This window comes from Mesonia algae, from assembly GCF_003253545.1.
Classification (GTDB): domain Bacteria; phylum Bacteroidota; class Bacteroidia; order Flavobacteriales; family Flavobacteriaceae; genus Mesonia; species Mesonia algae.
This window is the reverse complement of the sequence record NZ_QKYV01000001.1, coordinates 113629-136231: the sequence shown is the minus strand read 5'-3', so window position 1 is coordinate 136231 and position 22603 is coordinate 113629. Positions and strand designations below refer to the sequence as shown.

Sequence of the window (22603 nt, the reverse complement as noted above, 5' to 3'; positions counted from 1 at the left end):
TCAGATAAAGAAAAAAGAAACTGATTACAGATCTATCTTTTAAAAAGAAATACTGGCTCAAGTTTAGAGCTGATATTTCAGGAAAAAAGAATAATTCATTAAAAACTTACTTTTTGAATAGCTCTATTTCCAATTAAAATAAGAGATAGAAAAGAAAGATGAATAACTTTTTTTGATTACTGATTCAAATTTAATACCTCAACATGAAATTACAACATTTCCTTCTTTTATGTTTTCTTGCTTTAACTGCATCTAAAGCCTATACACAAGAATATTCCGTTAAGGGAAAAATTATAGATTCTCTAGGAACACCTATAGAAGGAGCTCATGTGCATACTTCTCAACGTTTTACTTTAAGTCAAGCTGATGGTAGCTACCATCTATCTAACGTATTGGCAGGAGCGCACCATCTAAGAGTATCTTATATGGGCTATAGGACCATAGATACTTTAATCAAGCTTTCAAAAGATAGGACGCTCAACTTTCAATTGCAACCGGACACTTCTACTCTAGGAGAAGTACTGATTCAATCTTCTTCTATAGAACAAACCACGATAAGTCGAGAAGTGGTCAATCAAGAATACCTTCAAAAAGAATTTACAGGTTCTTTAGCCAAAAGTTTAGAGAAATTACCCGGCTTAAATGCGATGGAAATCGGCGCAGGAACTTCAAAACCTATTATTAGAGGTCTAGGCTTAAACCGAGTAGCCGTAGCCGAAAACGGTATCAAACAAGAAGGACAACAATGGGGCGCAGATCACGGCTTAGAATTAGATGGCTTGGCGATAGAAAATTTAGAAATTCTTAAAGGCGTAGGCGCTATTGAATATGGTAGTGACGCTATTGGCGGAGTCATTAAAGTCAATAATACTAAACCTCCAAGTGCAAATGGCCTTTCAGGTCATGTGACTACCTTAGGGAAATCGGTAAACAATACCATAGGTTCTTCGCTTAATTTAAATTATAAAGGCGATCGATTTTTTTATAAACTAAAACTTACGGGAATGGAATACGGCGATTACTCTTTACCTACCGATACCATTTCCTACCTCAATTTTAAGATGCCTATCCATGAGGAGCAACTTAAAAATACCGCTGGGAAAGAATTAGATATGTATGCTCAAGTAGGTTATAGGGGAGAAAAAGTAGAATCTCTGGTTAGCGTGAGTAATGTATATCAAAAATCAGGTTTTTTTCCAGGAGCTCACGGTATTCCTTCCATAGACAGGGTGCGTTCAGATGGAGATGAAAGAGATATAGATTACCCTTATCAACGTGTGAATCATTTTAAGGTCATTAATAATAACAAAATCTATTTTGATAATGATTACCTAGAAGTCCTATTGGGCTATCAAAAGAATAAACGACAGGAGTGGAGTTTGTTTCATACCCACTACGCCAATCAACAACCCCCAGCGGTAGATCCAAATTTAGAGTTGAACTTTGAGTTAGATACCTATGATGCCCAAGCCAAATACACCAAAAAGTTTTCTAAAAGTCATATTACGACGCTAGGTGTTCAAGCCAAATGGCAAGAAAATTCTATTGGCGGATTTAATTTTTTACTTCCTCAATATACCAGTAATAACTTTGCGGCCTTTGCTACTCACGAGTTTAAATACAGCAACAAATTATTGTATAGCTTGGGGATGAGATACGATAAAAACAGCATCTCTATAGGAGAGCATTACGATCCTACTTTATACGATTATTTAATCGGGGCGGGACAAAGCGTAGAAGAGGCTTCTGCTTACGCGGAAAGAAGTCCAGATGTAGATAAAGACTTTGGCAGTTTTAATGTCATGGCAGGTGTGCGGTACGAGTTCAACCCTCAATGGACGCTTAATGCGAATGCAGGAACCAATTTTAGGATTCCTACAGCCATAGAACTCGGAGCTAACGGAATTCACCACGGTTCTTTTAGACATGAACAAGGAGATGTCAATTTAGATCCTGAAAAAGGCTGGGTAGCCGATGCTAAACTGTCCTATGCCAAGAAGAGCTTTTCTTGGGCCGTCAACCCGTATGCTTATTATTTTTCTAATTACATTTATTTAAAGCCTTCAGGAAATTTTTCGGTCTTGCCACATTCGGGACAATTGTTTAAATACACGCAATCAGAAGCGCTTTTGTCTGGAATTGAGATGGAAGTAGAAAAGACATTTTTCTCAAAATTAAGAACTTTAGCCATTGCAGAATACTTGTATAATAAGCAAATTACATCCGATAGCTCTAAAAATTACCCCTTACCCTTTACACCCGCTAATAATTTGTTTTTAGAAGCAGGCTATACGTTGTTCAAAGAAAATAAAACCTTCCAAGGAGTAGAAGTTTATGCGAATGCACGCCTAGCGATGGAGCAGGATGAAATTGCTCAAGGAGAAAAAATAACTCCGGGTTACGAGCTTTTTGGAGCAGGTCTTAGCGGGAGTGTTCATATACAAAATATAGAAGCTCGGTTCAACCTTCAAGTGACTAATTTATTTAATACCAAATATTTTAACCATACCAGTTTCTATAGACGATTAGAGATTCCAGAAATGGGAAGAAATATTCAACTTAATTTAACCATTCCTTTCGGTAATCGTTCGTGAAACTCCTAAAGCAACATATTAGTATAGGATTAACTATCGTTTTTTTAACGGTACAGTTCATTACGTCTATACATTATGTTAGGGTAACGCACCTCTCTGTGCCAGCTTACAAAGTGGAGCAAGAGCAAATGAGTGCTACCGCTTTAAAAATAGGACATTATTGTGACCATCTTCACTTCAAGTTTCATGAGTTCTTTTGGGTAGAAAACGAGATGGGTATAGGTTTTAAAAACTTAAGTTTTGTTTATCAAAACTCTTATTATTTGGATAGCCCCAAACAAGAATGGAAGTTTATATTTTATACCCGAGGTCCCCCAGTTTGGGAACAGATAAGTTAATACACCAACCCATTTCTTTTTAAAAAGCTAGAAAAAATATAAAAACAAAAACATACTAGTAAGACCTCAAGGATAAATCCTAAAAGGCATAGACAATTTTAAAAATAACAAAATGAAGAATTATAAAATAGTAACATTAATCGCTTTAGTAAGCCTATTCTTTACCTCTTGTAGTAGTGATGATGATAACGGAGGATTAGACAACCAAGCGCCTGTTATCACCATCAATGAACCTACTTTAGAAGAAGTGTTTAACGTAGGAGGAGAAGTGCATTTAGATATTGATGTAGAAGACGATAAAGAGTTAGCTTCCTATAAGATTGACATTCACAATAACTTTGACGGTCACGATCATGGAAGATCTACTAGTGCGGCAAATGTAGAGCCTTGGTCTTTTTCGCAGTCTTTCGACATTGAAGCTGGACTTACTAGTTTTAATATTCACGACCACTTAGAAATCCCACAAAATATTGCAGAAGGGGAATATCATTTAGGAATTTTTGTAGTAGATGCTGCAGGAAACCAAAGTGAAGCTTTTGTAGAAATTATGGTAGGAGAAGCACATGGTGATGATGATCACGAGATGAGTATTACCAATATTTCTGTAGCTAATGTAGTAGCGGGTGAGACTTTAGAGGCGCACGCAGATCTTCAAGCAGAGCATGGTATTCAAACCGTATCTATAGAGATTCACGGTCATGATTTAACCCCAACAGCAGATCAAATCGCTTGGGAATTTGATCAAAACTATACCTCTTATACAGGAACTACAGCTGAGTTGCATGAAGACATTTCAGTGCCAGCTAATGCTGCCCCAGGAGATTACCATATGACTATTGTGATTATAGATGAAGATGGAAATTCGCATGCAGAAGGAGTTCATTTTGAAGTATTGTAAGTTTTCTAAAAAGTATCTTTTTAAAGCTGATAAGAACTAAAGCTTATAGAAAAAACCTCACGTTAATCGTGAGGTTTTTTTATTTCCAAAAACAGGCACAAATCCTAGCGAAAACGGCTATCCTTAAGCTTTTCATAAAGATTCTCCACATGAAACTTTACCTTTACAAAAAAAACCTATGCTATACGTTAACCAAATTTCATTTGCCTACGAGGAACAAGAGACCTTACATGAGATCAGCTTTAGCGTAGAAAAAGGAAGCCATGTGAGTGTTATCGGAGAAAGTGGTTGCGGAAAAAGCACGCTGCTCAAAGCGGTGTACGGACTTATAGATCTGCATAGCGGAGATCTGTTTTGGGATAAGGATCAGATTTTAGGTCCGGCCTATCACCTTATTCCGGGGCATCCTCAAATGAAATATTTACCTCAAGAATTTGAATTGATGCCCTATATTTCCGTAAGGCAAAACATTGAAAAATTTTTAAGCCGTCAAAAAGCAGCTTATAACCAAGAACGCGTAGACGAATTGCTACAAGTTATCGATATGCAAGCTTTTGCAGAGACCCATGTAAAGAAGTTGAGTGGCGGACAAAAACAACGGGTAGCTCTAGCGCAAGTTTTAGCGAAAGAACCCCAATTTTTATTATTAGATGAGCCTTTTAATTTTATAGATAATTTTAGAAAGAATAAACTCCGTCGGGACCTATTTAATTTTCTCAAAAAGAAACAGATCACCTGTTTATTTGCTACGCACGATAGTAAAGATATGCTGGGTTTTTCAGATCAAGTCTTGGTGATGAGAGAAGGTAAGGTCATTGCCAAGGATACTCCGCAGCAGCTCTATCAATCCCCACCCAATGCTTATGTTGCTTCTCTTTTTGATGAGGTGAACGTGCTAGATATTAGGCTTTTTAAGAAGGGGTTAGATAGCCAATCCGTACTTCTATATCCTCATGAATTACAGCGATCCGCTCAGGGCCATCTAGAAGTTCAAATAGAGCAGAGCTATTTTAATGGGTCTACCTATATGATTATCGCTAAAGCTGAAAAAAACGAACAACAAATTCTTTTTCACCATCCAAAAGCCATCTCTCCCGGAACCCGAATAAGTCTTCAAGTAGATGAAGAACTTCTAAAAAGAAGAATGGGGTCTTAATGATTTTTTCTTGGCACTTCGAGCCGAGTCGAGAAACCTGTCTGTCATTTCGATGGACAAAGGACTGAGAAATCTACTTCAACAGGAATTCAAAGTATTAATTAAAAAGATGCTTCCCTTCACTGCGTTTCGTTCTGCATGACAGGTTCTTTTATGTCTGTCATTTCGATGGACGCAGAACTGAGAAATCTACTTCAACAGGAATTCAGAGTGTTAGTTAAAGAGATATTTCGACTCCGCTGCGCTGCACTCAATATGACAGTAATTTTTGATTTCTAATCATATTTTTACTTTTTCCCATCGCCGGAAAAAGTAACAAACCCGCCCGACCGGTACGGGCAGGAAGGTCTAGGCTTACGAAATTTGCTCTAAATTTATCATTCGAGGTCTAAATTTTAAGAACTCACTACGTTCAAACAGCTTAAAATTTTACGTCCTTTTTACTTTAAATTTCACGTGCAATTTTCGATAAGCCGTGTATTTTCTAATGATATTTTTCACTTTTAATAATAAGTATTAACTTAAATTTTACAATCAATTTTCGATCCTCTTAATGCTTTTCGTAATCGGAAGAAACGACCTACCTAAAAATATATTGAAAATCAAGGAAGCAGCGAGGGCTAGAAAATGAAAAGCTGTTTGAGACCGACTGATAAGGAGGATGAGTTCTTTTCATTTGTGGTTGGGGATTCCGTAGTATTTTTTTATAGATTTTTAGTCAGTCTTGATCTTTTGCTTCGTTTTATATCAAGATAAAATGAAGGAATCATTAATGTAATTTATATTTAACAAGTGAGAGCTCAACTTCTATAATTGTTATTCATTAACCGAAGAAAAGATATTTCGACTCCGCTGCGCTAAGCTCAATATGACAGTAAGTGATTGTCATTACAACAAACTTGTCATTTCGATGGACGAAGGACTGAGAAATCTGCTTCAACAGGAATTCAGAGTATTAATTAAAAAGATGCTTCCCTTCACGTTGTTCCGTTCTGCATGACAGCTTATTTTATGTCTGTCATTTCGATGGACGCAGGACTAAGAAATCTTTTTAAGCAGGAGTTAGAATTTTAAATTAAAAGATATGTCATTAAAAAATGAAACTTCTAACTAAAAATTCATTCCATTTTTAAATGCTTTCCGCGTGATTAGATCCGAGTATAAATGATATCAATCTTGTTTGATAAATTCCATTTTTCTATCTGATGAGGTGATTTCCATCAAGGTTTGGTAGATGTAATTAGAGGTCAGTACTATTCCAGGAATATTAAGTTGCTCTATCGTATCGGTAGGTTGGTGGTAATGTTCGTGACCCCCAGTATGCAGACCTAAAACTGAAATCTCTTTTTGATAAAAGGAAACATGATCAGAACCGCCTACAGAACCTGCGTGTACAATCGGATTTAATTGAAGACGCTCTCCTAGATTTTTCATGAGTTCTACGCCTCCAGGGAAAGTCCCTGCGCCACCCATATATACGTGTTTTTGTTCGTTTAAATGTCCTAACATATCCATATTGAGCATAAGAACAATATTTTTTATAGGTACAATGGGATTTCCAACAAAAAATTTACTTCCTAATAAACCTTGTTCCTCGGCACCAAAAGCAATAAAAATAACACTGCGTTGAAGCAGGTGTTCGTTGGCTTTTAGTTTTTCTGCGATTTCTAATAAAGCAGCAGTTCCGCTAGCATTATCGTCTGCTCCGTTATAGATGTGATCCCCCTTTGTTCCTAAATGATCATAGTGTGCACCTAAAATCACTACCTCTTCTTTAAGAAGAGGATCTTTACCCTCTAGAAAACCTAAGACATTCCAGGTGGTAACGGAGCTACTGTCTTTTCTCATTACAGCAGGAAACTCTTGTATTAAAGTTTGAATACCATGTGATTTAAAATCCTCAACTAAATAATTGACGATACTATCGTTTTCGGGTGTCCCAGGATAACGTCCTTTTAAGTCGTCGGAAGTCAAGTATTCAATATGCTGTTTTAGTTCTTGTTCGGTAATTTCTTGCTGAGCATAAACATGGCAGCAAATTAAAACGAAAAGACCTGTAAGAGATTTTATCATAATAAAAATTTTGATAAAGATACTAAGTTTGCAAGGATTTTTGATGTCTGTCATTTCGATGGACGAAGGACTGAGAAATCTTTTTAAAAAGGAGTTAGAATTTTAATAAAAAGATATTTCGACTCCGCTGCGCTACGCTCAATATGACAGGGAGTGTTTGTCATTCCGACAAGTTTGTCATTTCGATGGACGAAGGACTGAGAAATCTGTTTTAACAGGAATTCAGAGTGCTAATGAAAAGATGCTTCTCTTCACTGCGTTTCGTTCTGCATGACAGGTTCTTTTATGTCTGTCATTTCGATGGACGAAGGACTGAGAAATCTGCATCAACAGGAATTCAGAGTGTTAATTAAAAAGATGCTTCCCTTCACTGCGTTTCGTTCTGCATGACAGGTTCTTTTATGTCTGTCATTTCAATGGACGAAGGACTGAGAAATCTTTATAAAAAGGAGTTAGAATTTTTAATAAGAAGATATTTCGACTTCACTGCGCTACGCTCAATATGACAGTAAACGATTGTCATTCCGACAAGTTTGTCATTTCGAAGAAGGCACGACTGAGAAATCTGTTTCAACAGGAATTCAAAGTGCTAATAAGAAGATATTTCGACTCCGCTGCGCTACGCTCAATATGACAGTGAGTGTTTGTCATTCCAACAAGTTTGTCATTTCGATGGACGAAGGACGGAGAAACCTGCTTCAACAGGAATTCAAAGTGTTAAAAAACAAAAAACTATGACTGTTTAATCCAGAGCTCCTATTTTCCACTAACCACTAACCACTAACCACTAACCACTAACCACTAACCACTAACTGCTAATAAAATAAAAACACGCCATAAAGATTTCAAAAAAGCTAGAAGATGTAAACAAACATAATTATCTTTGAAATCCTTCAATACGAACTAACTATGAGAAAAATCTTATTCCCATTCATTGCGTTGGCTTTTATCGCTTGTAATGATTCAAAAGAAAATCAAGAAACTGCAGAAAAAGACATGGCATTAACCTACCCTGAAACAAAAAAAGTAGATACCGTCAATACCTATTTTGGAACCAAAGTAAAAGATCCTTACCGCTGGTTAGAAGATGATCGAAGTGAAGAAACTGAAGCTTGGGTAAAAGCAGAAAATGAGGTAACCTTTGATTATTTAAGTAAAATCCCTTATCGAGATACCTTAAAAAACCGACTTTCAGCATTGTGGAATTATGAAAAAGTAGGCGCTCCCTATAAAGAAGGAGATTATACCTATTTCAGTAAAAATGACGGCTTACAAAATCAATATGTGATTTATCGTTATAAAACTGGAGAAGATCCTGCTACGGCAAGCGTTTTTTTAGATCCCAATCAATTTAGTGAAGATGGGACTACTTCTTTGGGAGGGATGAGTTTTTCTGAAGATGGTAAAACTTTGGCGTATTCCATTTCTGAAGGCGGAAGTGATTGGAGAAAAGTAATGCTGATGAATGTGGAAACTAAAGAGATCATAGAAGATACCTTAGTAGATGTGAAGTTTAGCGGCATGTCTTGGAAAGGGAATGAAGGTTTTTATTATTCTAGCTATGATAAGCCTAAGGGGAGTGAGCTTTCAGCAAAAACAGATCAGCATAAATTATTTTACCACCAATTGGGAACTCCACAAAAAGAAGATCAGCTTATTTATGGTGGTACATCAGAAGAAAAACATCGATATGTAGGAGGAAGTGTGACCGAAGATAACCGTTATTTAATCATTAGAGCGAGTACCTCTACCTCGGGAAATAAACTCTTCTTAAAAGATTTGTCACAGCCCAATAGTGAACTTGTTACCATTATTGGAAATACCGATACCGATACCTATGTGATTGAAAATAAAGGGAGCAAACTCTTTATAGTCACCAATAAAAATGCTCCGAATAAAAAGATTGTCAGTGTTGATGCAGCGCAACCTCAACCTGAAAATTGGGTAGATTTTATCCCAGAAACGGAACATGTATTGAGTCCATCTACGGGAGGAGGTTATTTCTTTACAGAATACATGGAAGATGCAGTTTCTGCCGTAAAACAATACGACTATGAGGGGAATCTGGTTAGAGAGGTACAGCTTCCAGGTTTGGGCAGCGTTGGAGGTTTTGGCACGAAGAAAGACGAGAAAGAGCTTTATTTTTCTTTTACCAACTATGTGACACCAGGGAGTATATATAAGTATGATATTGAAGCAGGGACTTCAGAATTATTTCGTCAGCCTCAAATAGATTTCAATTCAGCTGATTACGAAAGTAAGCAGGTATTTTATACCTCAAAAGACGGGACTCAAGTTCCTATGATGATTACTTACAAAAAAGGAGTAGAACTCAACGGGAAAAATCCTACCATTCTGTATGCTTATGGCGGATTTAATATAAGTCTGACACCTTCTTTTAGCATCAGCAATGCCGTATGGATGGAGCAAGGCGGTATTTATGCGGTAGCTAATCTTCGTGGGGGTGGAGAATACGGAAAAGAATGGCACGATGGCGGAATTAAAACTAAAAAGCAAAATGTGTTTGACGATTTTATCGCTGCTGCGGAATATTTAATCGATAAGAAATATACCTCTAGTGATTACTTGGCGATTCGTGGAGGATCCAATGGAGGATTGCTAGTGGGTGCCACCATGGTTCAGCGTCCAGAGCTTATGAAAGTGGCTTTACCTGCAGTAGGTGTGTTAGATATGTTACGCTACCATACTTTTACCTCGGGTGCAGGTTGGGCTTATGACTATGGTACGGCCGAAGACTCTAAAGAAATGTTTGAATATTTATATAAGTATTCTCCGGTTCATAATGTAAAAGCAGAAACTGAATATCCAGCCACCTTAGTGACGACGGGAGATCATGACGATCGTGTAGTGCCAGCGCACAGTTTTAAATTTGCGGCAGAACTGCAAGCCAAACAAGTTGGAAGTAACCCCGTATTAATTCGTGTGGAAACCAACGCAGGTCATGGTGCTGGGACTCCGGTAAGTAAAACCATTGAGCAATACGCCGATATTTATGGTTTTACCCTTTGGAATATGGGAATTAAAAATTTATCTGAAATAAAAAAATAGATAACGTATCAAAATCATCTATCGGACTAGTGATTCAAGCGGACTCGGAATTGTCAATGCTAGTAAGTTTGTCATTCCGACAAGTCTGTCATTTCGATGAAGGCACGACTGAGAAATCCTTTTAAAGAGAGGTTAGGGTTTTTAATGATAAGATATTTCGACTTCGCTTCGCTACGCTCAATATGACAGTAAGCGATTTTCATTCCGTCAAGTTTGTCATTTCGATGAAGGCACGACTGAGAAATCTTTATAAAAAGGAATTCAAAGTGCTAATAAGAAGATATTTCGACTCCACTGCGCTGCGCTCAATATGACAGTAAACGATTGTCATTCCGACAATTTTGTTATTTCAATGGACGAATGCTATTTGTAAACGGAAGAAACGACCTATCTAAAAATATATTGAAAATCAAGGAAGCAGCGAGGGCTAGAAAATGAAAAGCTGTTTGAGACCGACTGATAAGGAGGATGAGCTCTTTTCATTTGTGGCTGAGGATTCCGTAGGATTTTTTTATGGATTTTTAGTCAGTCTAGATTTTTGTTTAGCTCACGCATTGCTATTTTATTGGAGTTTGTGCATCTTCTATCGAAGAGGTTTTTTTAGCGATAAAAAAGAAAAAGAAGCCTTTTGGGTAATGCAAAAAGTAAAATAGGTTTGATATAATCTAAAATTTAGTGAGGGAGTATGCAGTTTAAGTTCCTGTATCTAGATTGGGAAGGTTGGGTTGCAAATCTCAAACTTCTCATTTCGATGGACAACGGACTGAGAAATCTGTTTGAAAAGAAGTTCAAGTTATTAAGGAGAAAGATGCTTCATTTCGTTTCTCTCCATTCTGCATGACAGGTTATTTATGTCTGTCATTTCGATGGACGAAGGACTGAGAAATCTGCATCAAGAGGAATTCAGAGTGTTAATTAAAAGATGCTTCATTTCGTTTCTCTCCATTCTGCATGACAGGTTATTTTATGTCTGTCATTTCGATGAAGGCACGACTGAGAAATCTTTTTAAAGAGGAATTCAAGATATTAATTAAAAAGATGCTTCCCTTCACGTTGTTCCGTTCTGCATGACAGTAAGCGAATGTCATTCCGCAAGTAAACTTTTTTATTACCTCAATTTTAAATCCTGTCTAGATGTTTATAACCCGTCTAAGTATTTGGAAGTTAGTAGTCATGCACCTATAAAGCTTAAAAATAATACATGAATTCACTTTCAATTCACTCAAAAGCTTATATCTTAGCCCCCTGATTTAAAAAGAAAGACATTGACACCAGCAGTTACTACCATAGGATTAGGTTATATAGGCCTACCCACTTCCGCTTTAATAGCTTCCAATCAAGTAAACGTTTGGGGAGTAGATATTAATCCAAAAGTTGTAGAAACCCTTAATCAAGGGAAGATCCATATTGTAGAACCCGACTTAGAGGGGATCTTAGCCAAAGCAGTGAAAGAAGGCTTTTTTAAAGCCGACACCAAGCCTAAAGAGGCAGATACCTATCTGATTGTAGTACCTACCCCTTTTAAGGGAAACCACGAGCCCGATATTTCGTATGTAGAAGCTGCTACTAAAGCGGTAATTCCGTTGTTGAAAAAAGGCGATCTATATATTATCGAATCCACTTCCCCAGTGGGAACTACCGAAAAGATGATGAAATTGATCTATGCAGAGCGTCCTGAACTGGAAGGTGAAATTCATATCGCTTACTGCCCTGAACGTGTGCTGCCTGGAAATGTGATGCACGAGCTCGTTCATAACGACCGAGTGATTGGAGGAGTGGATGAGGCAAGTACTCAAAAGGCCATCGATTTCTACCGTGCATTTGTAAAAGGAGAGTTGCATGCCACCAATGCCCGTACCGCAGAAATGTGTAAACTCACCGAAAATTCAAGTCGGGATGTGCAAATTGCATTTGCGAATGAGTTGTCTTTAATTTGCGCTAAAGCGGATATCAATGTGTGGGAGTTGATACATTTAGCAAATAAACACCCCCGAGTAAATATCTTACAACCAGGTTGCGGAGTAGGCGGACATTGCATTGCTGTAGATCCTTACTTCATCACTTCAGAGTTTCCAATGGAGTCGCAGATTATTGGAAAAGCGAGAGAGATCAACAATTACAAAAGCTTTTGGTGTGCCGAGCAGATCAAAACAGCGAAGCATGACTTTCAGCTCAAACACGGAAGAAAGCCGTCTATTGCTCTAATGGGCTTAGCTTTTAAACCCAATATTGATGATTTAAGAGAATCGCCTGCCAAATACATCGTACAGAAAGTATTACAAGACGCACAAGATGAAAATTATTATATCGTAGAACCTAATATAACAAGTCATCAGGTATTTAAAATTACTCCTTATCAAGAAGCCATCGAGAAAGCCGATATCGTTGCTTTCTTAGTCGCACATCAAGAGTTTAAAGAGGTAAGCTTAAATGAAAATCAAGTCGTATTAGATTTTTGTGGAGTTTTAAATAAAGCCTAGAATCTATCTTCAAACCTGTTTTCGATATAGGAGACTTTTCTCTGTCATTTCAATGGACGAAGGACTGAGAAATCTTTTTAAAGAGGAATTCAAGGTACTAATGGAAAGATGCTTCCCTTCACGTTGTTCCGTTCTGCATGACAAGTTCTTTTCTTCCTGTAATTTCGAAGAAGGCTCAACTGAGAAATCTTTTTAAAAAGGAGTTAGAATTTTAATAAGAAGATATTTCGACTCCACTGCGCTACGCTCAATATGACACCATACTAGTAGTCATTCCGACTTGTGGAGGAATCTGTTTCATAGCTTCTAAAAATGTTAAAAAAAACTATGTCCGTTTAACCCAGATCTCCTATTTTCCGCTAACCGCTAACCGCTAACCGCTAACCGCTAACCGCTAACCGCTAACCGCTTTCCTAAGCAAGTCTTATTCTAATAATAACAAAACTTTAAAAAATAGTAAAATATGTGATAAGAGACTGGTGAACAGATAGATTTCGGTGTCATACTTGGCGATAATCCGTAAATTTTGTCCGTTCAAAGGAATTAAATTCATAATAATCAGCTAAATTCGCACTCAGAATAAAAATGGAATAAATTCAGATGCTCAATTTTGGGTTATACCAACATAATTCGGGAAGAGAATTGAATTATATATTAAGAATATCATTAGATGACTAAAATAAATAATATCTGCTGTATCGGCGCAGGATATGTAGGTGGACCTACCATGGCGGTGATCGCTAGTAAGAATCCAAACATAAAGGTAACGGTAGTCGATATCAACGAAGAGCGAATTAAAGCGTGGAATGATGAAGATTTAACGAATCTCCCTATCTACGAACCAGGTTTACCTGAAGTGGTGCAAAAAGCCCGTGGTAAAAACCTCTTTTTTTCTACACAGGTAGATGAGGCTATAGCGGCAGCAGATATGGTTTTTATTTCAGTGAATACCCCTACCAAAACCTACGGAAAAGGCAAGGGTATGGCAGCCGATTTGAAGTATGTAGAGTTATGTGCCCGACAAATCGCTCGCGTAGCGACAAGCGATAAAATTGTGGTTGAAAAATCAACCTTACCAGTACGTACCGCACAAGCTATCAAAACCATTTTATCAGAAACAGGAAACGGAGTGAATTTTCAAATTCTTTCCAATCCCGAATTTTTAGCTGAGGGAACTGCTATCCAAGATTTAGAAGCCGCAGATCGCGTTTTGATCGGAGGAGAACAAAGTCCGGAAGGAGAAGAAGCGATTCAAGCCTTAGTGAATATTTATAAAGCCTGGTTACCCGAAGAGCGTATTTTGACCACCAACGTATGGTCTTCAGAGTTATCTAAATTAACCGCGAATGCTTTTTTAGCACAACGTGTATCTTCCATCAATGCCATATCAGAACTCTGTGAAGCCACGGGAGCTGATGTTGGAGAGGTGGCGAAAGCCATTGGAATGGATTCGAGGATCGGACCTAAATTTTTAAATGCTTCGGTAGGATTTGGAGGTTCTTGCTTTCAAAAAGATATCCTTAATTTGGTGTATATCGCTAAGTCTTTAGGCTTAGTACAAGTGGCAGATTATTGGGAGCAGGTAATTATTATGAACGACCACCAAAAGAACCGCTTTGCCGAAAAGATCGTAAGCACCTTATTCAATACGGTAGCCGATAAAAAGATCGCCTTTTTAGGTTGGGCTTTTAAAAAAGACACCAATGATACCCGAGAATCGGCAGCTATCTATGTAGCCGATAAATTGTTAGACGAACAAGCCAAGATTACGGTCTATGATCCTCAGGTAAAAGAAACGCAGATGCAACGGGACTTAAATTACCTACAATCCCGTACAGAACAAGAGAATAAAGAAAACTTAACCACTACTCCTGATGCGTATGCGTGTTGTCAAGAAGCTCACGCCATTGCGATTTTAACAGAGTGGGATGAATTTAAAAAACTAGACTGGCAAAAAATATACGACCAGATGCCAAAACCTGCCTTTATTTTTGATGGGCGAGGGATTTTGGACGAAGAAAAAATGAAAAACATAGGCTTTAATTACTTTGTGATTGGAGGGTAAAAAGTAGCAAATGGATATATTATCTTTAATAGGAAGAGATCAAGAGTTATTTAAGCAAGATATTAGCCAACGGGAAGGAGAGCTCTTTTAAGATAGTTTGCAGATCATTATTTCGTGTGTGGAAATAATCTTTTGATAAAAAAATATTAAAGTGATGAGCAAAAAGCAAACCTGACGATAAAGGTGGGTCACACATTGATAATAATAAAATATAAAGTTGAAAAAAATAATAAAAAATCTTAATACTTTCTTAAAAGAAGGGAATGTAAGATCAATTAAGGCAAAGAAAAATATTCTATTATCTTTTGCAGCTAGTGTTTTAGCTATTGCTATAAGTTTTATATTTGTTCCTTTACTTTTAGAATATCTTGACGCTGAGAGGTATGGGATATGGTTAACGATGACCTCAATTGTTGGGTGGTTTACTTTTTTTGACGGAGGATTAGGTAAAGGTCTAAAAAATAATTTGGTTATAGCATTAAGTAAAGATAATAAAATCTTAGCGAGAGAATATATTAGTACAACCTATGCAATTCTTTCAGGAGTCTTTTTTATTTTATTAGTTGTTTTATATAGTATAAACCCTATTCTGGAATGGAAAAAAATATTAAATGTAAAAAGTATTTCAGAAAGAGAATTAAGTTTGTTAGCACTGGTAGTTTTTACATTCTTTTTTTTGAGGTTTATACTCAAAATTATTGAAGTAGTTTCGGATGCTAAACAAGAGCCAGCAATTAATAAATTTTTTGCACCCATTGCTAGTGTTTTAAGTTTAATAGCAATATTAATTTTAATAAAAACTACACAAAGTAACTTGGTACTTCTTGGTTTTATTTTAAGTTTTACGCCGGTATTAGTTTTATGTATTGCAACTATAATATTATTTGGTATAAGGTATAAAGATCTTAAACCAAGTTATAGGTTGGTTAAAATAAAGCATGTGAGAGAATTAAGTGTATTAGGAGGAAAGTTTTTTTTTATTCAAATTTCTCGTCTAGTTTTATTTTCTCTTTCTAGTTTTTTGATCATACAGTATTTGGGGCCTGAAGAAGTAGCTCAATATAACATAGCTTTGAAATATTTTCAAGCTCCAGTGATGGTATATGGGATTGTAATGACGCCGATTTGGGCAGCTACGACAGATGCATATGTTAAAGGAGATATGCATTGGTTAAAGAATGTATTGAGGAAATTAAATATTCTCTCAGTACTTTTTGTATTAGGAATTATTTTAATGTACTTTATTGGAGATTGGGTTTATAGAATTTGGTTAAATGATGCAATTGAAATACCAACCGTTTTAAATATTTCTATGATGTTTTATGCAATAGTTACAGTTATCTTATCCCCTTATTCACAATTTATTAATGGTTTTGGGAAACTTGTATTGAGTATAAGAATTACTATATTTAAAATCGCTTTATTCATACCTATCGCTATTCTGTTTTTGAAAAGTCCGCTAGGAGTAGCAGGTGTAATGGTCACTACTGTATTATTTAGTATATTATCATCTCCTTTTTATATAATTCAAGTAAATAAAATAATAAATAATAAAGCAGAAGGGACTTGGTTCAAATAATTAAATTATGGGGGAAATAATAAAAGTTTTAGTAAAAAAAGAAGATGGTTTTAACTTCGAAATTGAACTAAATAAAGCAAATAGTATTTACCAACCTAGAATGATTCATCTACAAAATGAAAAAGGGAGAATTCAATTTACAGAAGCTGAATTTATAACTATTAGTTCTGTTTTCTTAGAGGCTATAAACAATTTTAAAATATTAAAAAAAATAAATGAATAAGTTCGATAAGCAAGAAATTATTTCTTTTTTTGGAATTTTAAATAAGAATAATATTAATTATATCCTTTTGAGAAATATTGGGAATGAACTTCCTGATAATCTCTCAAAGACAAAGGACATTGACATTATTGTCAAAATTCAAGATAAGCAAAAGTTGGAAAACGTTTTGCTAGAAAATAAATGGGAGAAAATTAAACATCCACATAGGAGGGTACCATATTTGTACTCTATGAATGCCTTCGATTTTTATAATTTAAAGGGACTACATATAGATGTTGCTTATGAACTAGCTTGTCGAAGTATTATAACTAGACAATGGATACCTCTTGATCAAAAAATCCAAGATAATGTATGGAGATATAAAAGAGAAGTGCATAATTCACCTTGGAAATATTTGTTATCTTATGAAATCGAGATGGTACATCTTTTGACTAGGTGTATTTTTGATAAAAAAATTTTTACTAAGGGTTATATTTCAAGGATTGATGAAATATATCCATTATCTAATAAAGATGTTCTTGCGGAATATTTGGATTTGGTTTTTTTTAAGTTTAGATATACATTATTAAAAAAAGTAAAACACAAAGAATATAATACTATCATAAATGAGTATTTAACCTTTAAAGATTATTAAAAATGAGCAATCCTGCAGTTATAATATTATCAAAAAGCGCTCATACTAAAAATAAATTTGTTGTTGAAGATAATATCGGAGAATCTATTCATTTGCATTATAATGATTTAAGAATAGATTTGAATACTAAAGAATTTTTGAATCTTGAAAAGGTTATAGAAAATTCTCTTGAAGAATTAATTGACATTAAAAACTTTGAACTCAAATATTTTGATCCTTCATTTATTCAATCTATATCAAGTTTTTTACCAGATTTAAAAAAAGTAACTATAGAGAATATAGAAATAGAAAAACTGATTATCCAAAGACAAGGATTTTTAAGTTTGCCTGTATTAAAACCGATTAACCAGTCCCGAGTACTTAGAGCTTTGCGAGGCGATAAAGAAGAAAATAATTCTTATAATCAAATAAATTTGTTTGGCAAATCTAATCATGAAAGGGTCAAAGATATTAATGACCTTATAAGAACAAAGGGATATCCTTACAACGATAAGTATATCATTTTATTTAACAATCAAAATATTATAAGAGATGGGCAGCATAGAGCCTCTTCCTTAATTTATAACGGATTTAAGGGTGATATTCCAATCATTAGGTTTCACTTTAAAAACAGTAAATATAATGTCCCAAAGCGTCCGTGGATTAAGGTGTTTCATCACGCGATAATGGCGGTAATAAGAAGAATAATTGGAAGAATATACAGAATTATCAAGAAATTTGTTGGTTAGAAAATTTATCAAATGAATAAACAGCAACAAACAATACTTCTTCATGTAATTATTGCATTCTTATGCTTACCTATTCATTATTATATGGGAGAAGTTTTTAAATTAGCTCTTCTCCCTTATGTGCTTTACCTGCTGTTTTCGAAAAACCCTAATTACTTACCAGCTTTAATAATACATGCTGTTCCGGGAAATACAGTTTCTCTGGTTTTGCTCTTTTCGTGTATTTGGATATCTATGGCTAATTATAAAAAATTAAAAAAATATAGAGTTACTTTGATATTTAAAGCACTTATAATATTACTTCCTGTTTTTTTATTTTTTTTTTATGAAGGAATTTTTTTAAAAAAGTATGGTATATCACTCTCTCTTCAATATTTAAGTTTTTTTTTAAGTTTTTTTGGTTTTTTCTATGGTATTTTACTTGCTAATAAGGTTAATAAAAATCATTGGCGAGCGATAATATTAATCATATTTCTTATGCCATTAATAATGTATCTACCTTCACCACAAAAAATTATCATTAGATTATTTTGGCTAGCTTTACCATTGGCGATAACCATTTTAGTAGCTAATTTTTTAGGAGCTAAATTGAAAGTCCGGAAAAACCTAAAAACATGGAGTGCTCTTTTCGTCCTTTTAATTGGTATACCTTATGGTTTAAAATTCACCCCTATTTTTAGTGCAATAATTGCAATTTCGATATTACTATTTTATATTAAAGATTATAAATTGTTTTTTAATATGTTGACAAAACCAAGAATTGGTGTAATTGTCATCATTTTAATGATATTAGCCATATATAGTATTGATGATTTCACTATGCGTCAAAACTTCAATGTAGCGGATTATAAAATAAATGATCTTAATTCTTTTATGGCTTATCTTAAATTTAAAACTTTCGATGATAGGGCAATCTTATGGAAAGGCGGTTGGGATTTTTTAGTAAATTCTCTTCATTATTGGCCAACTGGCGAGGTGCCTTCTTATAGTTATATATCTGCTAAAGGTGGAAAAATAGACGAAATAGAATTTGGGATGCACAATATAGGGCTTGAAATGATGAGAAATTATGGAATAATTATCGGCGCCTATCTAACTTGTGTATATATGATAATTATAACAAAACTGCATATAGTCTTTAAAAATGTTACGAGTTCATTTCTTCTAATACTTAGCGCCACTTTACTTGGGTTAGGAATTGCGGAAGGTATTGTCGGCCAAGCTGTATTAATGCCTATGTTTAGTTTTACATTTTTAGGACTTACAGGCATATGTTATGGGATTGCTGAATCAAATAGAACATAATATGAAAAACAAAATTAAAATTTTATTTATACATCACGCAGCTGGTTGGGGTGGGGCACCTATTAATATGATAAACATTATTAATAAACTGGATAAAACAAAATTTGAACCTCATGTTTTGCTATTAAAAGATTCTGTGGTTAAGAATAGATTGCTAGAGCTTAACATACCTTTTACTTTATGTACATCAAGTTTTTATCTAAATAAATATCGCTATTTATCTCATACTGATGCTGGTAAAATAAAATTATTTAAGGTGTTAACTATATCAAAGGTTTTTATATCATGGTTTTTAAGTAAATATGTTTATGCGTCTAAGGTGTTAAAAGGATTTAATTATGATATTGTTCATTTAAATTCTTCAGTGTTAAGTGACTGGATTTATCCGGCAAGTAAAAAGGGTAAAGTAATCTATCACATTCAAGAGCCAATTTCAAAAGGAAGATTTGGTTTTAGATATAACTTTATTCGTTCTGAAGTTGCAAAGTATGCTGATATGGTCATAGCTATTAGTAAAGATAATGCGGATAGAATAAACTTACCTCAAAAAACAAAAATAGTTTACAATTTTATCGATATTCCCAATGGGCAAAAGATTGGTCGCGGAGTGAAAAGTATACTATATGTAGGTGGTTGGGCTAAAATTAAAGGAATTAGTGTCTTACTGGATGCGATACCTGTGATTGATAAAAGTATTCAAATAAATATGATGGGTCAATATCCAAAATTAAAGCCAATAGGAAAATTTAAGAAGATAGTTTACAAATTATGTTATCCTTCAGCATATAAATTAAGAAATAAATTGATTAATATATCAAATTTTGAAAATGTTAATATAATTGGTGCTCTACCTTCTATAGCGTCTACTCTTTATGAGAGCAGTCTGGTAGTTTCTCCTTTTACAGTACCGCATTTCTCAAGACCTGTTATAGAAGCTTTTGCCTATGGTAAACCAGTTGTTGCTTCGGATATATTAGGTATGGATGAAATTGTAAATGATGCTGTCGACGGAATACTATTTAAAAATGGTGATGCAAAAGCTTTGGCTAAAGCTATAAATACATTAGTTAATAGACCGGAGAAATTAAAAAAAATGGGAGAGAATGGTCGAAAAAAATCAAATGAACTTTTTAACCCTGAAATAAATACTAAAAAAGTAGAGGAGGTTTACCTAGAGTTAATGAATGGACGTGATAATTTCAAATAGTTTTCAACATTAAAAAAATAGTCTTCATGCAAGTTAAAATTTTTATAAACTCTAATCCATATTATTCCTCGTCGGCAACAGGAAACAGATGGCTGACCTTAATTGAAGGATTAAATAATCTAGGCGTAGAAGTTAAAATTTTTATTATTGGAAATTACAAAAGTGTTGAGGAAAAGAGAAAATTTCAAACCAATACAGAAATCGATGGTGTGAAATTGAATTATTTTAATTCTAAAATAGTAGATACAATCTGGAAAAAAAGATATTACAAGTATATTAGTAGCCACTTCAATCTCGTAGCAAATAAGAGAAAAATTTATAAGGAATTAAATGGTTTTGAAGGAATTGTTTGGTCTGAAAATGATTTAATGTTATGGAAGATTATTGCTTCATTTCCAAATAAAGCTTTTAAACTAATTTCCGAAATGAGTGAGTTTCTTGATATTCATCATGATAATAAAGGCAATGTTTTGCAGAAAAGATTGGGGACTGTTAAACAACAATTTTTTGAGAAGAAATATATAAACAAATTGGATGGTTTAATTTTGATGACAAAAAATCTCATTAATCATTATAATAGTTTTAAAGATGTTCCCTTATTATTTCATTTGCCCATGACAGTAGATCTGGATAGGTTTAAAGTAAGAAACACTCCTCCAGAAGAATTCAAAAGCCCTTATATAGCATTTGTAGGAGTTATGAATGATGCTAAAGATGGGGTAAATATTTTGATTGAAGCTTTTAATAAAATTTCTTATAATTATCCTTCATTAAATCTTTATTTAGTTGGAGCTTGGAATTACGATACACCAAGTCATCAATCACGTATTAAGGAGTTGAATCAAGCTAAAAGAATAAAATGGATGGGAGAATATTCTAGGGATTTAATACCTTCAATTATTAGCAATGCCAAATTATTAGTATTACCAAGACCAGACTCTAAACAAGCACAAGGTGGTTTTCCTACGAAATTAGGAGAATATTTAGCAACAGGTAATCCAGTTTGCGCTACGTCGGTGGGTGAAATCCCAGATTATCTCGAAGATAAAAAATCTATTTACTTTGCTGAGCCAGGGTCGATTAATGCTTTTGCACAAGTATTAAGCTTTGCTTTAGAGGAACCTACTGAAGCAAAAGAAGTAGGTCTAAAGGGGAAGGAAATAGCAGAAAAATATTTCAATAAAAATATACAAAGTAAAAAGTTATATCATTTTTTAGAAAGAATTTATTATGAACATAAAAAGTAATACACTTCTAATTACTGGAGGTACTGGTTCATTTGGAAATGCAGTGCTCAATCGGTTTTTACATACGGATCATTTTTCAGAAATCCGTATTTTTTCACGAGATGAAAAAAAACAAGATGATATGCGCAACGTCTTACAAAGTGAAAAACTTAAATTTTATATTGGGGACGTAAGGAACTATGACAGTATTGAAAGAGCGATGAGGGGAGTAGATTACGTATTCCATGCAGCCGCATTAAAGCAAGTACCTTCTTGTGAGTTTTTTCCATTAGAAGCAACACGAACCAATGTGATGGGTACTCAAAATGTGATTGATGCCGCAGCATTTAATAAAGTAAAAAAAGTAATCTGTTTAAGTACAGATAAGGCAGCTTACCCTATTAACGCCATGGGTATATCGAAAGCTTTAATGGAGAAGGTGGCTATTGCTGCCTCAAGAAACTTAAAAGATACCACGGTTTGTTTAACGAGGTATGGAAATGTAATGGCATCAAGAGGATCTGTTATTCCATTGTTCTTACAACAAATTAAAGAAGGGAAAGAATTAACGATAACAGATCCTAATATGACACGGTTCTTGATGTCTTTAGACGAGGCGGTAGAATTGGTGCTATTTGCTTTTGAAAATGCTAATTCTGGTGATTTGTTTGTGAATAAAGCACCTGCAGGAACGATAGGAGACTTAGCTCAAGCTATTAAAGAACTGTGCAAATCAGATGCTCCCATAAAAATTATTGGAACACGTCACGGGGAAAAAGTATACGAAACTCTATGTACGCGGGAGGAGATGACCAAATCTGAGGACATGGGGGAGTTTTATAGAATACCTGCAGATAATCGTGATTTAAATTATGATAAGTACTTTTCAGAAGGGAGTGAGACTATTGCAGAAATTGAAGATTATAACTCATCTAACACCCAACAGCAAGATGTGGAGGGAATGAAAAAACTCTTAAAGTCTTTGCCGATTGTGCAAGAAATGATGAAATAGAAACTAGATTCAGTTA

At 34.7% G+C, this 22603-nt stretch carries 16 protein-coding genes; 15 read left to right on the top strand and 1 reads right to left on the bottom strand.

Annotated elements, in window-relative coordinates; translation table 11 throughout:
- Positions 1 to 203: 203 nt before the first annotated feature.
- From LX95_RS00605 to LX95_RS00590, 4 genes are all read left to right on the top strand, one after another.
- Complete coding sequence (locus LX95_RS00605) at positions 204 to 2594, top strand: TonB-dependent receptor (protein WP_111539486.1); 2391 nt, start codon at positions 204 to 206, stop codon at positions 2592 to 2594.
- A complete protein-coding gene (locus LX95_RS00600; protein ID WP_146240723.1) occupies positions 2591 to 2932 on the top strand; it encodes a hypothetical protein in 342 nt (113 codons plus the stop codon). Before LX95_RS00605 ends, LX95_RS00600 begins: the two co-directional genes overlap by 4 nt.
- A 112-nt stretch (positions 2933 to 3044) precedes the next feature.
- Positions 3045 to 3830, top strand: coding sequence for a DUF4625 domain-containing protein (locus tag LX95_RS00595; protein WP_111539484.1), 786 nt, complete (start codon positions 3045 to 3047; stop codon positions 3828 to 3830).
- Between the two features lie 178 nt (positions 3831 to 4008).
- Positions 4009 to 4986 carry an ABC transporter ATP-binding protein gene (locus tag LX95_RS00590; protein WP_111539483.1) on the top strand — a complete coding sequence of 326 codons (978 nt, stop codon included), beginning with the start codon at positions 4009 to 4011 and terminating at the stop codon, positions 4984 to 4986.
- A 1170-nt stretch (positions 4987 to 6156) separates the two neighbouring features.
- Here LX95_RS00590 and LX95_RS00585 read toward each other — a convergent pair.
- On the bottom strand, positions 6157 to 7059 hold the full coding sequence (locus tag LX95_RS00585) for a M20/M25/M40 family metallo-hydrolase (RefSeq protein WP_111539482.1): 903 nt from the start codon (positions 7057 to 7059) through the stop codon (positions 6157 to 6159).
- 909 nt (positions 7060 to 7968) lie between these two features.
- Between LX95_RS00585 and LX95_RS00580 the strand changes: the two genes are divergently transcribed.
- From LX95_RS00580 to LX95_RS00525, 11 genes are all read left to right on the top strand, one after another.
- Positions 7969 to 10128: a prolyl oligopeptidase family serine peptidase gene (locus LX95_RS00580; RefSeq protein WP_111539481.1), complete on the top strand. Its 2160-nt coding sequence runs from the start codon at positions 7969 to 7971 to the stop codon at positions 10126 to 10128.
- Positions 10129 to 11393: 1265 nt separating this feature from the next.
- A complete protein-coding gene (gene wecC, locus LX95_RS00570; protein ID WP_111539479.1) occupies positions 11394 to 12608 on the top strand; it encodes a UDP-N-acetyl-D-mannosamine dehydrogenase in 1215 nt (404 codons plus the stop codon).
- A gap of 670 nt (positions 12609 to 13278) precedes the next feature.
- Positions 13279 to 14673, top strand: a complete 1395-nt coding sequence (locus LX95_RS00565; RefSeq protein WP_111539478.1) for a UDP-glucose 6-dehydrogenase — start codon at positions 13279 to 13281, stop codon at positions 14671 to 14673.
- Positions 14674 to 14890: 217 nt separating this feature from the next.
- Positions 14891 to 16252, top strand: coding sequence for a lipopolysaccharide biosynthesis protein (locus LX95_RS00560; RefSeq protein ID WP_170116559.1), 1362 nt, complete (start codon positions 14891 to 14893; stop codon positions 16250 to 16252).
- Positions 16253 to 16259: 7 nt separating this feature from the next.
- Positions 16260 to 16475, top strand: coding sequence for a hypothetical protein (locus LX95_RS00555; RefSeq protein WP_111539476.1), 216 nt, complete (start codon positions 16260 to 16262; stop codon positions 16473 to 16475).
- Entirely contained in the window at positions 16468 to 17109 is a 642-nt protein-coding gene (locus LX95_RS00550) for a nucleotidyltransferase family protein (RefSeq protein ID WP_111539475.1), read from the top strand. The genes LX95_RS00555 and LX95_RS00550 overlap by 8 nt, the downstream gene beginning before the upstream one ends.
- Before the next feature lie 2 nt (positions 17110 to 17111).
- Positions 17112 to 17837: a hypothetical protein gene (locus LX95_RS00545; protein WP_111539474.1), complete on the top strand. Its 726-nt coding sequence runs from the start codon at positions 17112 to 17114 to the stop codon at positions 17835 to 17837.
- A gap of 12 nt (positions 17838 to 17849) precedes the next feature.
- Positions 17850 to 19142, top strand: coding sequence for a hypothetical protein (locus LX95_RS00540; protein WP_111539473.1), 1293 nt, complete (start codon positions 17850 to 17852; stop codon positions 19140 to 19142).
- Position 19143: 1 nt separating this feature from the next.
- Positions 19144 to 20349 (top strand): glycosyltransferase family 4 protein, encoded by a 1206-nt coding sequence (locus LX95_RS00535; protein ID WP_170116558.1) that lies wholly within the window; start codon positions 19144 to 19146, stop codon positions 20347 to 20349.
- Positions 20350 to 20375: 26 nt separating this feature from the next.
- Positions 20376 to 21596: a glycosyltransferase family 4 protein gene (locus LX95_RS00530; protein ID WP_111539471.1), complete on the top strand. Its 1221-nt coding sequence runs from the start codon at positions 20376 to 20378 to the stop codon at positions 21594 to 21596.
- Entirely contained in the window at positions 21580 to 22587 is a 1008-nt protein-coding gene (locus LX95_RS00525) for a polysaccharide biosynthesis protein (protein ID WP_111539470.1), read from the top strand. The genes LX95_RS00530 and LX95_RS00525 overlap by 17 nt, the downstream gene beginning before the upstream one ends.
- Positions 22588 to 22603 lie beyond the last annotated feature (16 nt).